General features: G+C 67.2%; 16 protein-coding genes. 2 read left to right on the plus strand and 14 right to left on the minus strand.

Features of this window, described 5'->3' with window-relative positions:
• Positions 1–8: 8 nt before the first annotated feature.
• From MHO01S_RS02920 to MHO01S_RS02930, 3 genes are read right to left on the minus strand one after another with little or no spacing between them, the layout of a single operon-like run.
• Positions 9–347 carry a bifunctional 3-phenylpropionate/cinnamic acid dioxygenase ferredoxin subunit gene (locus MHO01S_RS02920; RefSeq protein ID WP_056206887.1) on the minus strand — a complete coding sequence of 113 codons (339 nt, stop codon included), beginning with the start codon at positions 345–347 and terminating at the stop codon, positions 9–11.
• A complete protein-coding gene (locus MHO01S_RS02925; RefSeq protein WP_082486412.1) occupies positions 340–1707 on the minus strand; it encodes an aromatic ring-hydroxylating oxygenase subunit alpha in 1368 nt (455 codons plus the stop codon). Before MHO01S_RS02925 ends, MHO01S_RS02920 begins: the two co-directional genes overlap by 8 nt.
• Before the next feature lie 7 nt (positions 1708–1714).
• Entirely contained in the window at positions 1715–2545 is an 831-nt protein-coding gene (locus MHO01S_RS02930; protein ID WP_056206889.1) for a 2-keto-4-pentenoate hydratase, read from the minus strand.
• Between the two features lie 118 nt (positions 2546–2663).
• Between MHO01S_RS02930 and MHO01S_RS02935 the strand changes: the two genes are divergently transcribed.
• Positions 2664–3635 (plus strand): zinc-binding dehydrogenase, encoded by a 972-nt coding sequence (locus MHO01S_RS02935; RefSeq protein WP_056206892.1) that lies wholly within the window; start codon positions 2664–2666, stop codon positions 3633–3635.
• On the opposite strand, the gene MHO01S_RS02940 is transcribed toward MHO01S_RS02935, so the two are convergent.
• Positions 3632–4207 (minus strand): helix-turn-helix domain-containing protein, encoded by a 576-nt coding sequence (locus MHO01S_RS02940; protein WP_056206894.1) that lies wholly within the window; start codon positions 4205–4207, stop codon positions 3632–3634. The genes MHO01S_RS02935 and MHO01S_RS02940 overlap by 4 nt on opposite strands.
• 128 nt (positions 4208–4335) lie before the next feature.
• Here MHO01S_RS02940 and MHO01S_RS02945 point away from each other — a divergent pair, with 128 nt between their 5' ends.
• Entirely contained in the window at positions 4336–5124 is a 789-nt protein-coding gene (locus tag MHO01S_RS02945; protein WP_056206896.1) for an IclR family transcriptional regulator, read from the plus strand.
• Positions 5125–5133: 9 nt separating this feature from the next.
• Here the strand turns inward: MHO01S_RS02945 and MHO01S_RS02950 are convergent, their stop codons facing one another.
• From MHO01S_RS02950 to MHO01S_RS02995, 10 genes are all read right to left on the minus strand, one after another.
• On the minus strand, positions 5134–5922 hold the full coding sequence (locus MHO01S_RS02950; protein WP_056206898.1) for an enoyl-CoA hydratase/isomerase family protein: 789 nt from the start codon (positions 5920–5922) through the stop codon (positions 5134–5136).
• A 22-nt stretch (positions 5923–5944) separates the two neighbouring features.
• Entirely contained in the window at positions 5945–6685 is a 741-nt protein-coding gene (locus tag MHO01S_RS02955; protein WP_056206900.1) for an SDR family NAD(P)-dependent oxidoreductase, read from the minus strand.
• Positions 6686–6745: 60 nt separating this feature from the next.
• A complete protein-coding gene (locus tag MHO01S_RS02960; RefSeq protein ID WP_056206902.1) occupies positions 6746–7519 on the minus strand; it encodes an SDR family NAD(P)-dependent oxidoreductase in 774 nt (257 codons plus the stop codon).
• Complete coding sequence (locus tag MHO01S_RS02965; protein ID WP_056206903.1) at positions 7516–8574, minus strand: zinc-binding dehydrogenase; 1059 nt, start codon at positions 8572–8574, stop codon at positions 7516–7518. The genes MHO01S_RS02960 and MHO01S_RS02965 overlap by 4 nt, the downstream gene beginning before the upstream one ends.
• A gap of 62 nt (positions 8575–8636) precedes the next feature.
• Positions 8637–9305 carry a hypothetical protein gene (locus MHO01S_RS02970; protein WP_156454812.1) on the minus strand — a complete coding sequence of 223 codons (669 nt, stop codon included), beginning with the start codon at positions 9303–9305 and terminating at the stop codon, positions 8637–8639.
• The gene (locus tag MHO01S_RS02975) at positions 9302–11353 is read right to left on the minus strand and encodes a hydantoinase B/oxoprolinase family protein (RefSeq protein ID WP_056519847.1); all 2052 of its coding nucleotides are present in this window, start codon (positions 11351–11353) and stop codon (positions 9302–9304) included. The genes MHO01S_RS02970 and MHO01S_RS02975 overlap by 4 nt, the downstream gene beginning before the upstream one ends.
• Positions 11350–13527 (minus strand): hydantoinase/oxoprolinase family protein, encoded by a 2178-nt coding sequence (locus tag MHO01S_RS02980; RefSeq protein ID WP_056206906.1) that lies wholly within the window; start codon positions 13525–13527, stop codon positions 11350–11352. Before MHO01S_RS02980 ends, MHO01S_RS02975 begins: the two co-directional genes overlap by 4 nt.
• Positions 13524–13898 (minus strand): acetone carboxylase subunit gamma, encoded by a 375-nt coding sequence (locus MHO01S_RS02985; protein WP_056206908.1) that lies wholly within the window; start codon positions 13896–13898, stop codon positions 13524–13526. The genes MHO01S_RS02980 and MHO01S_RS02985 overlap by 4 nt, the downstream gene beginning before the upstream one ends.
• A gap of 1 nt (position 13899) precedes the next feature.
• Positions 13900–15819 carry a hydantoinase/oxoprolinase family protein gene (locus tag MHO01S_RS02990; protein ID WP_162237867.1) on the minus strand — a complete coding sequence of 640 codons (1920 nt, stop codon included), beginning with the start codon at positions 15817–15819 and terminating at the stop codon, positions 13900–13902.
• Positions 15820–15957: 138 nt separating this feature from the next.
• A complete protein-coding gene (locus MHO01S_RS02995) occupies positions 15958–16941 on the minus strand; it encodes an AraC-like ligand-binding domain-containing protein (RefSeq protein WP_157553719.1) in 984 nt (327 codons plus the stop codon).
• Between the last annotated feature and the right edge of the window lie 25 nt (positions 16942–16966).

The following is a 16966-nucleotide window of genomic DNA, read 5'->3' on the forward strand; positions in this document are numbered from 1 at the left end:
ACCTGTGGTCATGCGAGCCTCGCGGGATTGGGCACGACGCGCAGCTGCGATCCATCGATGATTACCCGGTGGCACGCGACGTCCTCGGTCGCGGGCATAGACATCACGGCGCCGTCCTTGAGACAGAACTTGCCCGCGTGGAGAGGGCATTCGACGACGCCGTTCTCGAGCCATCCCTCCGACAAGGAGGCCTTCTCGTGTGAGCACGTGTCGTCGAGGGCGAAGAACTCGCCGTCGTCGTTGAACACGGCGATGTCGTCGACGGTGCCGGTCACGGCAGCGTCGATCTTGATCCCCTCCCCCTCAGGGACGTCATCGATGTCGGCGACGACGATTCCCTCAGCCATCAGTAGCCTCCTCGTGCCACGCCGGCGTGTTCATGAGCTCCGCCCATCGCGCGTAGAACCGCCTTCCCGCGGCATCGCTGTACAGTGCGCTCGTCGAGCCCGGATGCACACCGTCGTCCTGTTCGGTGCCGATGCCCATCTGATAGTTCAAGGGCAGGGTGTTCGTTCGCCAACCATGGGAGATCGCCTGGATCTCGCTCCAGTTCTCGCCGTCGTCCTGCTCGAAGATCCCCGAGGGGCCGAAGGTGCGGAGGTTGTAGAGGCGCTGCGCCGTGCGGACCTCCTCTGGCATTGACTTGTCGAGCACGGTCCACGCCCAGACCTCCATCTCGTCGGGCCCCTTCGGGTGCCAGACGCGGATGCTGCCGTTGACGGGAAGGTATGCGAAGTTGGGGAAGACCGTCGCGTGCCCCGTGGTGAGAGGCCCTTCCACCCGGGCCGAACCCAGTCGCTCCCGCAGTGCCGCGTAGTCGTAGTACTCGTGGACGGGCTGTGCGTCGAAGCGGCTCTTGGGGTGGGTCGGGAAGCCCGTGCCGTTGCCACGGTTGTCGGAGTACTGGCGGCCGGGAGTGTTCACGATGTCAGCCTTCGGTCCCTTGCCAGTGGGCGAGAGGACCATGAGCGCCGAGGCATGGGACATGTTGACGTGGTACCAGTCGGTTCCGAACTGCTCGGCGGCGAGCTTCCAGTTCCCCTTCAGCACCCACTTCGTGATGCCGCCGACGATCGTGGTGCCTTCCGAGTCACGATCGAGGAAAGCCTCCATGTACCACTTCATGTCTCCGAGCTGGTTGAGCAGCGGCGGCGCGCTCGGGTTCCAGGTCGCGAAGATCAAGTCCAGCACCGTGTCCAGCTGAGCGACCTCGAGAAGTCCCCAGTCCTCGCGATCCCACGTCTCGGCTTGATAGCCCCCTTCGTTCGGCACGCTGATGAGCTTGCCCTCGAGGTCGTATGACCACCCGTGGTAGGTGCAGGTGAAGGCACGTGTCGTGCCATAGTCCGCGCGGAGCACGCGGGCCCCGCGATGACGGCACGAGTTGAGGAACGCTCGGATGCGGCCGCTCTTGTCCTTCGTGACGATGACGGGGTCCTCGCCCATGAAGGTCGTGAAGAAGTCGCCCGCCTTCTGCAGCTGCTCGACGTGTCCGAGGAACAGCCAGCTCGTCGCGAAGACGCGTGCCTGCTCCTGCGCATACAGTCGCCGATCGGTGAAGACGGAACGATCGATGAGCCCGTTGTCGCTGTCGACGAGACCGGAGACATCGATGTTCGGTGCAAATCCGGACGGGCGACGGATCTCGCCGGTCGGGAACATCGGGCGTTCGCCCTCGTGGGTGCTGGGCAACTGCGTGATGGTCATGGTCTGCTCACTTGCCTTGGGACGTCGAGACGTGCGCTGTCGAACTCAGCGAAACTGGGCGGAACCCTTCGGCGGTGGCCTCCCATGTCGAGCCCGGGGTCAGAGGGACAGCCGCGGCCACTGCGCCAGCGAGCACCACGTCCCCCGCACGGAATCGGTCGCCGTACTCGCCGATGGCGGACGCGAGCCAGTGCAGCGAAGTCAGGGGGTCGCCGAGCACCGCCGAGCCGGGACCGCTCGCGACGTCCTGTCCGTCCTGCACGAGCGTGATCACCGTGGACGGCAGCGCTGCGATCGTCGCCTCGCTCGCCGGCTCGAAGTCGCCATAGACGATCCTCGCGCTCGACGCGTTGTCTGCGACTGTGTCCACGAGCGTGATCCTCCAATCGGCCACTCGCGAGTCGATGATCTCGATCGCGACGGCGACGCCGCCTAGGCCCGCCGTGAGCTCGTCGAGCGTCGGAGTCGCAGGGAGATCGCTGGCGAAGCGAAAGGCGAACTCCGCCTCAAGGCGCGGGGCGATCAGGTCTTCGACGTCGATGGAGCCGCCGTTGGGAATCACCATCCGGTCGGTGATCACGCCGAAGTCGGGCTGGTCGACGCCCAGCTGTCGCTGCATTGCGAGCGATGTGAGCCCGACCTTGTGACCCACGAGCACTTCACCCCTCTGTGCACGACGGTGGATGTTCAGCCGTTGGACTCGGTACGCCTCGTCCAGACTCAGCCCCGCCTGCAGGCTCGACGGCGGCGGCACGGCGGACCGTGTCGCCTCGGCATCGCGGAGCGCATCCGCGAGAGCGATCAGCTCCGCGGGGACGACATCGAGATCGGTGGTCATGGCACCATCGTCAGCTATCGCGCCGGGCGGATCGAGTCTGCGTGCCGCGCTCCGGAACACCGGGTGCAGTCCGCCCACCTCGGCCGGGCAGGATCGTAACGGACTAGAGGAGGAAGCAGTGCGCGCTGCCGTCGCCGTCTCGCAGGACCCGAACGATCCGCTCGCCGGGCTGGAACTGACTACTCGTCCTGACCCGCAGGCGAGACCGGGTTGGACACGAGTGAGAGTGAGGGCGGCCTCGCTCAATCCGCACGACACGTGGACTCTCCGTGGAATCGGGCACCCTCCGGAGAGGATCCCTATCATTCTCGGCTGCGACGCAGCTGGGGTCACCGACGATGGGCGAGAGGTCGTCGTCTATCCGGTGATGGGCGACGCGGCGCGAGGAGGTGGGGACTCCACGCTCGATCCGCAGCGCTCATTGCTCTCGGAGACCATTGACGGCACGCTCGCGGACTATATCCTGCTTCCGGAGTCGATGATCGTGGCCAAGCCCGCCTCGCTCTTCTTCACGGAAGCGGCGTGCCTCGGAGTCGCATGGGGTACTGCCTACCGGATGCTCTTCACCCGCGCCGCTGTCAAGGCCGGCGACCGAGTGCTCGTTCAGGGAGCGAGCGGCGGAGTGGCAAGCGCCGCGATCGCTCTCGCGCGGGCTGCGGGAGCTCGGGTGTATGCAACGGCACGCAGCGAGCAGAAGCGCGAGTTCGCGCTCCGATGCGGTGCGGTCGAGGCGTTCGAGCCTGGGGCAAGGCTGCCTGAGCGCGTCGATGTCGTGATCGAGACGGTCGGCGAGGCGACCTGGGCGCACTCTCTGCGTGCTTTGCGACCGGGCGGAGCGATCGTCATCGCAGGGGCGACGAGCGGCGCGATGCCCCCCGCCGACCTTCAACGTGTCTTCTATCAGCAGTTGCGCATCATCGGATCGACCGGATGCACCCGACCCGAGTTCGAAGCCCTGCTGCGCCTCCTCGACACGACGGGTGTTCGTCCGCACCTCGAGACGATCGCGTTCGACGAGATCTCGACGGGCTTCCAGCGGCTTCTGGATGGAGACGTGCTCGGCAAGCTCGTCGTCGACTTCGACCGCTAGAACTGGCGCTCGCGACCGGACATCGATAGCTGGGGTGCGGTCGTGCAGACGAACACCGATGCCACAGGAGTCACCGCCTCGAAGAGGTGCTCACTGTCCGCAGGGAACCTGATGAAGTCGCCCGCCTTCGCGCTGGTCGGTGAAAGGACTGGCCCGAGTCGGACCCGACCCTCCAGCACGTAGCAGTGCCGCAGTGCGCCTCGGCTGCCTGATGAATGCCGAGATGCTCCGCGGTTGGCCTCGAGTTGGAGCACGGTGTTGGTGACGTATCCGGAGCCGAAGACCTGATCGAGGTGCCTGATTCGGAGGGCGCCCTGAGGTTGCCACTGAATCGCGTCACCCCGCTGCAGGAGGGTCTCGGAGCCCATCTCGGTGAGCAACGCTCGGATGCTGACACCGAGTGTCGCGGCGAGACTGTCAAGAGTCTCCACGGTGGGATTGCCCTTGCCTGACTCGATCGCGGCAATGGTCTGCTTTGCCAGTCCGGCGTCCCGTCCGAGGGCGGCGATAGAAAGGTTGCGCTCCTCACGGAACCGCCGAACGTTTCGCGCTACGACGTCGGCGATGGCCATCGGTCGACTCCAATCGTGGGTGGTAACGTCCATTTTAATGGACCAGTCGTCCGTTGTGACATGTGCTGAAGGGCCTGACAATGGAGGAAGAGACCACGACGCTGCATCAGTGAGGATGGAGTCGAACCATGACGAAGACGACGACCGACGAGGCGCGGGAAGAGCGGACTGCTGTGGACAAGGCGATCAGCGTACTGACGGCCTTCGGAAACGACGCCCAGCTCGGACTAGGCGTGAGCGAGCTTGCGCGGCGGGCGGGGCTGAGCAAGTCGACGACATTCCGACTGCTCGGAATGCTCGAGCGCAACGGCGTCCTCGAGCGGGCAGGCACGGCCTACCGTCTCGGACGCGTGATCCACGAGCTTGGAGCCCAGGCGAGCACGCCAGGACAGGACCGCGTTCGGGATCTTCTCACGCCCTTCCTCGCCGACCTCTACGAGGCGACCCACATGACAGTCCAGCTTGCGATGCTGAGCGGATCGCATGTCGTGTACCTCAACAAGCTGGAGGGGCATCAGCGACTGCGCACGCCGAGCAGGATCGGCGCGCGCATGCCCGCCTACTGCACCGCAGTCGGAAAGATGCTGCTCGCCCACAACCCGCGGGCGCTCGAGGAGACTCTGCGCGGCCCGCGTCACGCATGGACCGCCAACACGATCGTCGAGGAGTCGGCGCTGCGCGAGGAGCTGTGGAAGGTCAGGCAGTCAGGGGTGGCGATCGACCGGGGAGAGTCTCTCCACACGCTTGCCTGCGTGGCCGCGCCCGTGATCATCCCAGGTGGCGGCCCGATCGCCGCGCTGTCGGTTTCGGGAGACGCCGCATCCTTCGCACCCGGCGACTTCGAGGGCATCCTTCGACGCGTGAGCTATGGGGCGTCGAGGGCAGCTGCCATCCTGCGTTCTGCGAACGCGGCCTAGCCGCAGCTTCTAGCCTCGTCTCCATAGCGGCACCCGCTTCTCCGAGAACGCGTGAAGCCCTTCGCGCGCGTCGATGGAAGCAAGGACAAGCCGACCTTCGGCGTTCGATAGGCGCCAAGCACCTTCCTCATCGCGTGCATGTGCGTCTTCGATGCCGCGCGCGATGCGCTTGGTGGCCTGAACAGCCAGCGGTGCGTTCGAAGCGACCTTCTCGGCCAACGACAACGCCTCGGGCAGCAGATCGTGTGCCGCGACCAGCTTGTTGACGAGACCCCATTGGAGGGCCTCCGCCGCGGAGAAGGGACGTCCCGTCAGAAGGAGCTCCATCGCGACCTTCGGCGGGATCTGCCGAGGAAGGCGAATCGCTCCACCGCCCCCGGCATAGATGCCATGAGCGACCTCGGGGAGCCCGAAGGTCGCGTGCTCCGCCGCGATCGCGAGGTCGCTCGCGAGCACGATCTCGGTTCCACCCCCCAGCGCGAGTCCGTTCACAGCAGCGATCGTGGGCTTCGAGATGAGATGGTTCGTGTAGCCTGCGAACCCCCACGGATGAGTGGTCGAGTCCAGTAGCCCATCGAGCGAAGTGATGGCCTCTTTCAGGTCAGCCCCAGCGCAGAAGGCCTTCTCGCCGGCTCCCGTGACGACCACTGCGCGGATCTCGGTATCCCGCTCCGCCGCTTCCAACGCCTCACCCAGCGCCCGCGACACCGCGCCGTTGACGGCGTTGTGCGCTTCGGGCCGGTTGAGCGTGACCAGCAGGATGTGTCCTCTTCGCTCCTCGATGACGACGTCTGACATGCTCACTCCATCCGATCTCCGGTCAGGTCGCTACCATCGCTCCGTCGATCGAGTGCGCGGTGCCCGTGATGTAACGCGCTGCGTCGCTGAGGAGGAACGCGATGAAGTGGGCGATCTCCGCGGGCGTGCCGTGTCGGCCGAGCGGAACGACGCTCGCGAAAGTGACCCCGCTGTCTCCGAAGATGGCGGACTCCAAAGCCGTGATCATCCGTCCTTCGATCGGGCCGGGACAGACCGCGTTCACCCGGACGCCGCGGGCGGCGCCTTCGAGAGCGGCCACCTTGGTGAGGCCGATGACGGCATGCTTGCTCGTCACGTAGGCGGCCAAACCCGGGGCGCCCACCAGCCCCAGCGCGCTCGATGTGTTCACCACGGCTCCGCCGTCCTCGATCAGGGGCATGAGGTGTTTCAGCCCGAGGAACGGCCCGCGCACGTTCACGCGCATCACTCGGTCGAAGTTCGCCGCGTCCGTGTCGGCGATCGGTGCGACCACACCCTCGATGCCAGCGTTGTTCGCCAGCATCGCCAACGTCCCGAACTCCTCGGCGACCCGTGCGGAGACGGCCTTCACGGAGTCCTCATCGCCGACATCCGCCTGCTGCGTGAGCACGGCGTCATTGCCGGCGTAGAGCACGTCGAGCGCCTGCGCATCGAGGTCGACGGCGAGCACTCGCACACCGGACTCCACGAGTTCGGCGACGATCGCCGCGCCGATCTGACCAGCTGCTCCTGTCACCACCGCGGTCTGGTTCTGATAGGCCATGTGTTCTGTTCCTCTCGTTCGTGTCGGTGTGTCGGTCGATGCCGCTCGAGCGATGACGCGTCAGCGCGCCGCGAGCCGGAGAGCCCCGTCGAGGCGGATCACTTCGCCGTTGAGCATCGGGTTGCGGACGATCTCGAGCACCAGGGAGGCATACTCGTCTGGCCGCCCCAGCCTCGAAGGGAACGGCACCGAAGCCGCAACGCCCGCGCGCGCCTCTTCCGACAAGAGGTCCATGAACGGGGTGTCGAAGACTCCCGGGACCACCGCCATGACGCGTATCCCGGAACGTGCGAGGTCCCGCGCAGCAGGGAGCACCATGCTGACGATCCCGCCTTTCGCGGCCGCGTACGCCACCTGACCCATTTGCCCCTCGAATGCGGCGACGCTCGATGTGAGCACGATCACGCCGCGCTGCCCCTCCTCGTCGGGGTCGTTGCCGGCCATCGCGGACGCGGCCAGACGAAGAAGCTGGAACGCCCCGACGAGATTGACATCCAGCATCCGCTGGAAGGACTCGATCGGGTGCGGACCATCCCGGCCGACTGTCTTCTGCACGATCGCGGACCCCGCCGCCGCGACGGCGACACGCAGGCCCCGCGGGGCCGCCTCCGCGGCCTGCTGGACTGCAGCCCCCAGTGAGTCGCTGTCTGTGACGTCCGCGCGAACGAATCGGCCCGCGCCCGGGTGAGCGCTCTCAAAGGCGCGACCGGCGTCGGCGTTGCGGCCCACGATGACGGCCGTCCCACCCGCGTCGACCACGGCAGCGGCGACCGCGGCCCCGAGGCCCGAGGTGCCGCCGGTGACGATCGCGGAGGCTCCGCCAAGGCCGCTCACGCCGCGACCTCGGCGGGGTGCGGAGCGAGAGTGACCTTCACCGCGCCGTGTTCAGCCGCGTGCGCGAAGGTGTCGTAGGCACGCTTGCCGTCCGCGAGGGAGAACGCGTGCGTCGCGAGCGGAGTGACATCCAGCCGACCGTCCGCGGCCAGGGCCAGGAGGGTGGGGAGCTCACGGATGTCGACCAGGCCGGTGGTGATCGTGAGATTCCGGATCCAGTGTCGCTCGAGGGCGAGTTCGACGGGGACGCCGTGGATGCCTATGTTGGCCAGTCGTCCGCCGGGCGCGAGCGACTCGATACAGGTCTCGAACGTCGCGGGGGCACCGACGCATTCCAACGACACGTCCACGCCCCTGCCGCCCGTGTAGGCACGGATCTCGTCCAGGACGTCGGCATCCCGCGGGTTGAGCGTCAGGTCGGCACCGAAGCGGCGTGCCGCTTCGAGTCTGTTGTCGTCGGTGTCGACGACGATCACCTTCCCGACGCCGAACAGCGGTGCCAGCAGGACGGCGCTCAGTCCGATCGCCCCCGCTCCGACGATGGCGATCGACTCGCCGGGCTTCACGCCCGCGCGCTGCAATCCCAGTTCGTAGGCGGTGACCACAGGGTCGTCCAGGAACAGCACCTGCTCGTCCCGCAGTCGCTCGGGCACCCGATACAGGCTCCTGTCGGCGAACGGGACGCGCAGGAGCTCCGCCTGTGTGCCGTGGATCGTATTTCCCATGATCCAGCCGCCACGTTCACACTGGCTGTACATGCGGATCCGGCAGTACCGGCAGCTGCCGCACCCGGTGATCCCCGAGATGAGCACCCGATCTCCCGGCGACACGCCCACGACCGCCGAACCGGCCTCGATCACGGTGCCGACGCCCTCGTGCCCGAGCACCCGACCCGCTGTGACCGTGGGGACGTGGCCGCCGAGGATGTGCAGGTCCGACCCGCAGATCGTCGTCAGATCGATGCGAACGATCGCGTCCGTGGGCGCTGCCAGGACGGGATCGTCCACCGTCTCCACCGTGACGGCGCCGTCGCCGTCGTAGACCATCGCCTTCATGATTTTCCTCTCGGAGTCGAGCTGGATGCTGTCGGTGAGACGGGCGGACGCGGGTCAGCCGATCATGACGTGACGTCGTAGACCCAGTCGGCCAGTTCGCTGATGTCGATACCGCGGCCGAGCTCACCCGGCGTCACGGTGAGCCCGCTGCCGGGGGTGCGATCGCCCAGCGGGACGATCGAGCTGCCGAGCACACCGCCCCACGCCTCGCCTATCACGACGACGTACGCCTGGTGGAACCGGGCGATGTTGTCGAGGGTCGCGAGACTCGCGCCGTCGATGGGTTCGGGTTCGTCGATCAGCACGACGTGCGCGCCGGCGTGCAGGGCTACCCGGCCCGCCTCGGTGACCTCCGTGACCGCTTGCTCCGGAGTGCGCTCTCCCGTCGCGACGAGCACCGATGGGCCGGGGATACAGACGCCCACCGCCGCGCGGTGCGTGAGGGACTCTGTGAGTCGGCCGACCGCTTCCAGCGCCGCCGCATAGTGCGGCGCCGCGGTGACTGGGCCGTCCGCCGCCTCCTCCGCGAGCACCATGGGCGACGTCACGATGATGACGTCCGGGGCGATCGCGTCCACGAGATCTCGGCATCCATTCGCCAGCTGCGTGGGGCTGCGCAGGAACTCCTCCCAGTCGCGCTCCTGGATTCGCGCTGCGGCGCGAAGGGCGAGCGGTGCGGCGACGCCGGAGCCGCCCGGTACCGCCAGGGCCGCCAGGGATGGGTGGGTCATGGACGCATCACCGGCGTCACTACCGCCCCGTCGGGCCAGGAACCGAACAGCTGCATGATCTCGTCCTTGGGCTTGCGGGACAGCCATGCGGTCTCGAACTCGTCGTAGGGAACGCCGCGCGTCAGTCGCTCGCGGACGATCTCGGCGCGGCGGGCGACCGTGCCGTCTCGGTCCACACGACCGTGCCGGTCTAGTGCGGCGCCGTAGACGTTCTCTGCGGCCTCGGGCGAGACGAGCCGCTTGACGAGGTCGCGATCGATCTCATCGACGTCGCGGTCGATGGGGTCGCCGTAGCCAGTGCCGCCCGTGGACAGCCCGATGATGATCGTGTCGCCGCCGTTTACAGGGTGGATCGCGCTGCCGTACGTGCCCGATCGCACCGTGCCGCCGAATTCTCCCGCCAGGAGCGCCTCGAGCGTCAGCGAACCCGACGCGGCCGTGGCGAGCGCTTCGACGACGTTGACCCCGTCGAGCACGACGCCCGGCACGGTGGGCTGGCTGTACCCACCGAACAGCGGCTGGGGCGTCTGGATGATCGAGTTGTCGGCGATCGCCATGGCGAACACGAACGGGGCATGGTGTGCCACCCACAGCTGTGCCGTCCCGACCCCGCCTCGATGCTTGCCCGCGCCGCCGGAGTCCTTCCAGTGCGAGGACATCGGGATGATCATGGGGAACTCGTTCTCCATGGACTCCACGTCGGGGGCTCGTCCGAACGCGCACCACGGGAAGCCGTATGCGTCCATTCCGTCGGAGGTCGCGTGCGCGCCCTGGCCTTCGGTGTTGATCGGATAGGCGATCATGTCGGCGAAGAACGCACCCCACTGCGAGACCCCGGCAAGCACGGAGGCGTTGCCGCCGTTGCCCTGGCTCGCAGTGACCTGGCGCCAGTCTGTGGATCCGAACCGGGCGCGGCTGATGCAGTTCGCGATCGCGCTCATCGCCCCCGTCGCCGCCATCACGGCGTTCGATGTGGCGGCTCGCACATCGGGTGACAGCATCGAGTTCTCGGGGAAGATGAAGTCGATCGGCGCGAAGGTCGCGGAGCTGATCGGCAGGTCGTGGAAGACGTACTCGTAGATGTAGTTCGCGAGGTGCCCGACGACGGCCTGCGGGTGGGCGTTGTAGCTGGACGGGTTCTCCGGGCTGGTGCCGGTGAAGTCGATCGTGAGCTGCTCGCCCTTCTTGACCATCTCCATCGAGCAGTTGCGCATCAGCCCCGAGCTCAAGCCCGCGGCGTCGCTGAACGTGACGCAACGGTAGGTGCCGTCCGCCCAGCTCGCGATGCGCGCCCGCGCACCGGCCTCTGCGTCGTCGAGCATCCGGCGGAAGAGCCCGGACATGAAGTCCTTGCCCTCCCGCTCGAACATCTCCAACAGCCGCACCCGCACGCGATCAGCCGTCGTTGCGCGCGCCCGCATGTCGACCGTGACGTTCGCCTCGGCCCTGATGCCGAACGCGGCGAACATCTCGAGCACGTCCTCGCTGATCCGGAAGCCCTGGCCTACCCGCATCGGCGGAAGGTTCATCCCCTCCTCGAACCGGCTCGTGGCCGAGAGCGGCATTCCCCCGGGCTCGATCGCACCGGTCTCGGTGGTGTGCGAGAGGGCGGCCGTCCAGGCCACCAGCTCTCCGTCGAAGAACACCGGCATGATGGCGACCTGGTCGGGATTGTGGATGCCGCCGTACAGCGCATCGTTCGTGTACCAGATGTCGCCGTCATTGACACCGGGGTTCTCGCCGTGGCGATCGAGGATGTACTTGATCACGATCGGCGGGATCACGGCGTGCAGGTAGGTGCCCGCGGAGGCGTTCACGAGGTCGCCTGCGGCCGTGAACATCGCGACGATCGAGTCTCCAGCCACACCCATCGACGAGCGGGACGAGCGCATGAAGACCTCGTACCCCTCGTCGAGAACGTCGGCGGTGCGCTGCACAGCGATCTCGTAGTCACCGGCGGGGAGTTTCGCGACGCACTGGCGCTCATACTCCGTCGCGGGCACCACCTTGAGGGCGCTCATCTTCTCTTCGAGCGTGGGGTACGTCATGCGCTGACCTCTTCCAGGATGTCGCGAGAGTCGGCGTCGACGCCCGCGGTGTCGGATTCGAGAATGCCCAGGCCGTGCTCGTCGATGCGCAGCCGCTGCACCGGCGGCACCACGATCGTGGAGAAGTCCATTTCCACGATCGCAGGACCGACGACGACGTTGCCGGCCGTGAGCGCATCAAACGAGTAGACCGGTGTGGCCGTCCGGCTGCCGAGCTCCGGCCAGTACGCCTCCCGCGTCGCGGTCTGCGCGGCGGCGGGCGACTCGTCGCCGACCGGAAGCACCGGCAGGGTCAGCTTCTCCGTGACGACTGTCGCCTTGACCACGATCCCGTCGAGATAGACCCCGCCGGGCTTGTTCACCACGTAGGGGCTGAACGCCTCGGAGAACTCCTTCTCGAAGGCATCGTAGATCGCCTGCGCATCGTCGTCGGTCTCGATCCGCAACAGCGGCGACGATACGCGCTTGACCTGCACCTGTCCGCCGTAGAGCATGTCGAGTTCGACCGAGAAGATCACCTCCCGCTCGGCGAGGCCCTCCGCCTCGAGATCGAGCAAGGCGCGGTCGATCATCTTCTGGACGGCGGAGTTGAACTGCTCCTTGTCGATGTTGATCTCACCGGTGAGCGGCTTCATGAACTGCATCCGGCCGCTCTGCTCGTACACGTGCATAATGTCCATCACGGAGCTGCCCAGCGCCGAGAACACCGGCGCCTGCGGGAAGATCACGACCGTGCCGACATCCGCCTTGTACCCGGCGACATGCGTAGGTCCGCCGCCACCGAACGCGAACAGCGCGAAGTCGCTGGGGTGGTAGCCGCGCAGATGCACTTCGCGCTTGATCGCGGATGCCATGTTCTGCTCGACGATGCGGCGCACGAGCGCGGCGGCCTCGTCCACCGACACGCCGAGCGGCTCGGCCACCCTCGTGCGGATCGCCTCGACCGCCTTGTCGCGGTTCAACGGCATCTTCCCACCGAAGTATCCGTCGGGAGCGATGTAACCGAGCACGACGTCCGCGTCGGTCACCGTGGGTTCGATGCCGCCGAGGTCGTAGCAGGCGGGACCCGGATAGGACCCCGCGCTGCGCGGCCCGACCTCGAGGCGGTTGCCGAGCAGTTCGTTGACCCACGCGATCGATCCGCCGCCCGCACCCATCGTGGTGGTCTGCAGCATCGAGATGCCGACCATCCAGCGATCGATGATGGGACGAAACTCGTACGAGCGCACCGAGGCGTCCACCACCATGCCGACGTCGAAGCTCGTGCCCCCGACATCCGACGCGATCACATTGCGGTAGCCGAGCTCCTTGCCGATGTGGAAGCTGCCGATGAGGCCCGAGACCGGGCCGCCGTTGAACGTGCGGCTCGCCGTGGTCTTGAAGATCTCCGCGCTGCCGCCGGTGTTGTGGGTGAGCAAGAACGTGCCTCGATAGCCGTTCGAACGCAGCTGATCCCAGGTGGTCTCGAGCTCGAACTTGATGCTCGTCTGAAGGTAGGCATCCAGAATCGCGGTCATCGTGCGCTCGTACTCGCCAACCTTGCCGACGACCTCGTGCGACAGTACGACCGGAAGGTAGCCGACGTGGAAGCCCTTGTACTCCTCGCGGATGATCCGCCGCACGGCACGCTCGTGCTCCGGGTTCTGGAACGACCAGAGCAGCGAGACGGCGATCGCGCGGGCGCCGTTGTCGACCAGGTGACGCAGCTTGACACGCACGTCGTCCTCGTCGAGAGGTCGGATGACGGCACCCGTGGAGTCCACGCGCTCGCCGATGCCGACGATCATGTCGCGATTGATCAGCGGTTCGGGTTTGCTCTGCACGGCCAGGTTCCGGCGCTCGCCGATGCGGGTGCCGTCGGTCCACTGCGCGCCGCGGCCGATGAGGATGGCATCCTCGTGCCCTTCGGTCGTGATCAGGCCGAGCTTGGGTCCCTTCCGCTCGATGAGCCGGTTCATCGCCACGGTCGTCGAGTACCGCACGATCTCGATCTGCGGGAGGATCTCCTGGAGCGCCCCCTCATCGAGGAGCCGTGCGCCCTCGTTGAGCACGTTCAGGAACCCCACCGACAGGTCGTAGGGCGTCGTCGGCGACTTCGCCACGATACGCCGATCGTCCCATGTCAGCACGAGGTCGGTGAACGTCCCGCCGACATCGATGTCGATCGCCTTCACAGCGCCACCTCCAGCTTTCCTTCGTCGTTGATCCGTGCCTCGCCGGACGCGAGACGGGCTTTGATGGAGTCGATATCGATCTCCGTGTCATGAGTGAGAGGGTGGCCAGCCGGCAGGTACTCGGTCTCGATCTGCCGACCGCATCCGGGGCAGTAGAACTCGAGCAGCCGCACCCAGTCGCCGTTCGGCGAGAACGTGTATTCGCCCTCGATCACGGTGGGGTGGACTTCGTTCGGCTCGCGCTCGCCGACAAGCAGGCCCCGCTTGTAGTTGTCGCGTGCGGAGCCGAGGTCGCGACCGCAGTCGTGGCAGTGCCACCGCTCGGCGTTCACGTCGATGTCGAGGTACTCGGCGACATGGAGCTTCGTCACGTCAGGCCTCCTTTCTCGTCAGGGCGGCATCGCCCGTGGCATCGGTGGAGATGTCCCAGCCCGCCGTCACGAGCCAGGTGGTCGAGTCGCCGTCCACGAGGACGGGCCCGGAGATCGTCGCTCCGGGGATCGCAGCAGCGGCGTAGGTGGGAAGCTCGCCGTCGGCTCCGTAGGCGGACTGCCGGGCGCCCTCGGGGTCGGGGCGTCCCGCGGTCGGCGCGTCGGCGAGCGTGATCCGCGGCAGCGGGGAGTGGGCGCGGAGCCGCAGGAGCGACACCTGCCCCGGCGATCGTGCCGCGATGGCCGACGCGTCGCCCACCAGGTCGGCATCGGCTGTCAGCTCATCGCCGACGAGTGTGCCGTCCGCGATGCGCGCCTCCCAGCGATAGCGCGCGTGAGCCGGGTCAAGGCCCTCGCCGCGGAAGTCTCGCGCCGCCTCGTCGACGTGCTGCGCGGCGCGGAGGGCCACGTCGGCGTCGGACTGGATGGCCGCCTCGTAGACATGGACCACGTCGGAGATCGCCGAGCCGTACGCGGAGTAGACGTTGCCGTACCGGAAGAACCGGGCGGCGCGCGCTCCGAGTCGCTCGGCGACGGCGGTGACGAACAGCGGCCCGTTGCCTCCGTAGGCATAGACCGTGGTCTCGGCCGGATCCCAGCCCGCTTCCTCGGCCGTCTCTCGCGCGAGCGTGGCCACATCGTCCCACGCCTGCTCGACGATCGCGCGCGCGGCGCTTACGGTGTCGACGCCGAGTGGTGTGCCGATCTGCCGGTCGATCGCCGCCTTGGCGCGCTCGACGTCGAGGGTCCGCGCACCGTTGAGGAAAGCCGTGGGCGAGATGAAGCCGCTGACCACGAATGCATCGGTGATCGTCGCGTTCCGTCCGCCGAGACCGTATGCCGCCGGGCCGGGCGCTGCACCCATGCTGTCGGGGCCGAGCTTCACGGCGCCGTCGACGACGCGCGCCACGCTGCCGCCGCCGAGCGCGATCGATCGCAGCAGCGGGAACTCCAGTTCGAGGGGAATGTCGAAGAAGTCGCCGCTGTCCTTCGTGATAACCCGCCCGCCTCCGACGGCGCTGGCCTTCGCGGTGGTGCCGCCGACATCGATCGCGATGACCTTCTCGTCGCCGAACCGCTCCGATGTCGCGGCGCATGCGTAGGTGCCAAACAGCGGCCCGGACTCGATCGTGTCGAAGGCCTTCGTCTTCCCGATCCGGGCGACGCCGCCGTTGATGTGGCCGATGAGCACGTTGCCGGGCCAGCCGTGCTGCTCCCGGAGGATCTCTTCCGCCCGGTACAGCGTCGTGGCAAGTGAGGGATGCACGTAGGCGTTGATCAGCGACGCCACGGTACGGGTCGCGTCGTCGGGCCGGAGCGTCACATCGCTCCCGGCCAGCGCCGGGATCGACCCAAGGAAGTGGTCGGGGTAGTCCTCGGAGATCATCTCGACGATCCGCCGCTCGGCGGCTCCGTCGGGGAAGGCTCCCTCCAGGCTCACGTTGATGCGGCGGATCCCTTTGTCGAGGAGAGACTTGATGGCTCCGCGGACGACGGTCTCGTCGGCATCCGCCGGGATGCCGGCGATGTCGTCGGCATCCACGATCGACCCCACCACCGCGTGGGCCGTCCGCGGGTCATAGAGGTCGGCCTCGTGGCCGGCCGAGACCAGCAGGCCGATCTTCGGGCCCACTCGCTGAGCGAGCACGTTGGAGGTGATCGTGGAAGACCAGCGGATCACTTCGACCTCGGAGAGGAACGAACGAAGATCCGAGAAGTCGAGGGCCTTCTGGGCAGCGGTCAGCAGGTCGATGAACGAGATGGTCACGTCGTGTGGCGTGGTTTCCACTTTGAGCGAGATGATCGTTCCGTTCCCGCTGACGAGTCCGTCGGTCATGGTGCCGCCGGTGTCGATGTCCACGTTGTACATGCGAGCAGTTCCAATCGCCGGTGCGCCACGTCGTCGTGGCGTGCGATCAGTGTCGGCGAGCCGGCGTCCACTGCGACCGGATCAGCGCTGTGTGCAAAACGGCGTGCACGCAGTGTCGTATCGCGTGCGTCACGCCGTGGCGCGAAACTCGCTCGGCGTCACGCCGTAGGCGTTGCGGAACGCACGCGAGAAGCTCGCCAGTGACGGAAGACCGTGCGAGGCGGCGATCCGCCCGATCGTCTGATGGTCGAAGCGGGAGTCGCACAGGTCGCTGCGAATCGCGTCGAGTCGCGCTCGGCGCACCTCGTCCATGACGCTGCGCTCCGTGCCCTCGAAGGCGGCGTGCAGGCGGCGGAGTGAGACGTTGTGAGCGAGCGCGATCATCCCCGGACCGAGGCGGGGATCGCTGTGATGGATCTGGATGAAGGCGGACACTCTCTCGCGCAAGACCCCATCCGTATCCCGCACGTCCCACTCCTTGCCGAACGTGGAACGGATCAGGGTGCCGGCCAGGTCCGCCGCATGTTTGCCGAGCATGATCGCCTCGGGGTCGACCTCGAGTCGCGCACCGTCCCTCGCGACACCGCGCAAGAACCTCTGCACGACCCCGGCGAGGCCGGTGTCGCCGCGCATGCGGATCGCGGTGATGTCCCGGAGCTCGCGGGTGGGTCGACGCAACAGGGACTTCGGGAAGAGGAAGACCTGCCAGTGGAACCTCTCCTGCATCGCGAGCGTGAACGGGCGCGAGCTGTCGTAGAGCACCATGTCGCCGGCCGAGAGGACCGCCTCGCGGCCGTCCTGCACGAGGATCGAAGAGCCGCCGAGCGGAAGGCCAATCTGGAGCGTGTCCGGGTCGCCGGCCCGGAGCTCAGCGCTCGAGCGGCTGTAGACGTGGTCGCCTCCCACGACCGTGCGGATCGCCATGTCGCCGATAGCAAGACACGACATCGCCGCGGCCGGCGCCGCATCGTGCCGCGGATCGATTTGCACAGGCAGGATCTGCGAGCACACGGTGTTCAACCAGAACTCCATGCGCTCGTGTGTGGGTGCCTTGCGTGCGTCAAACAAAGTGGCCACGTCGCCTCCTCGGATACCATCGCCGTCGATCGCCACCGGGTCATCTCTCGCCGACGAGAGA

The organism is Microbacterium hominis NBRC 15708, from assembly GCF_001592125.1.
Taxonomy (GTDB): Bacteria; Actinomycetota; Actinomycetes; order Actinomycetales; family Microbacteriaceae; genus Microbacterium; species Microbacterium hominis.

Bases quoted from the DNA above. Each gene is read 5' to 3' on its own strand.
- MHO01S_RS02920 (WP_056206887.1), bottom strand. From the start codon at position 347: ATGGCTGAGGGAATCGTCGTCGCCGACATCGATGACGTCCCTGAGGGG.
- MHO01S_RS02925 (WP_082486412.1), bottom strand. From the start codon at position 1,707: ATGACCATCACGCAGTTGCCCAGCACCCACGAGGGCGAACGCCCGATG.
- MHO01S_RS02930 (WP_056206889.1), bottom strand. From the start codon at position 2,545: ATGACCACCGATCTCGATGTCGTCCCCGCGGAGCTGATCGCTCTCGCG.
- MHO01S_RS02940 (WP_056206894.1), bottom strand. From the start codon at position 4,207: ATGGCCATCGCCGACGTCGTAGCGCGAAACGTTCGGCGGTTCCGTGAG.
- MHO01S_RS02945 (WP_056206896.1), top strand. From the start codon at position 4,336: ATGACGAAGACGACGACCGACGAGGCGCGGGAAGAGCGGACTGCTGTG.
- MHO01S_RS02950 (WP_056206898.1), bottom strand. From the start codon at position 5,922: ATGTCAGACGTCGTCATCGAGGAGCGAAGAGGACACATCCTGCTGGTC.
- MHO01S_RS02955 (WP_056206900.1), bottom strand. From the start codon at position 6,685: ATGGCCTATCAGAACCAGACCGCGGTGGTGACAGGAGCAGCTGGTCAG.
- MHO01S_RS02965 (WP_056206903.1), bottom strand. From the start codon at position 8,574: ATGAAGGCGATGGTCTACGACGGCGACGGCGCCGTCACGGTGGAGACG.
- MHO01S_RS02970 (WP_156454812.1), bottom strand. From the start codon at position 9,305: ATGACCCACCCATCCCTGGCGGCCCTGGCGGTACCGGGCGGCTCCGGC.
- MHO01S_RS02975 (WP_056519847.1), bottom strand. From the start codon at position 11,353: ATGACGTACCCCACGCTCGAAGAGAAGATGAGCGCCCTCAAGGTGGTG.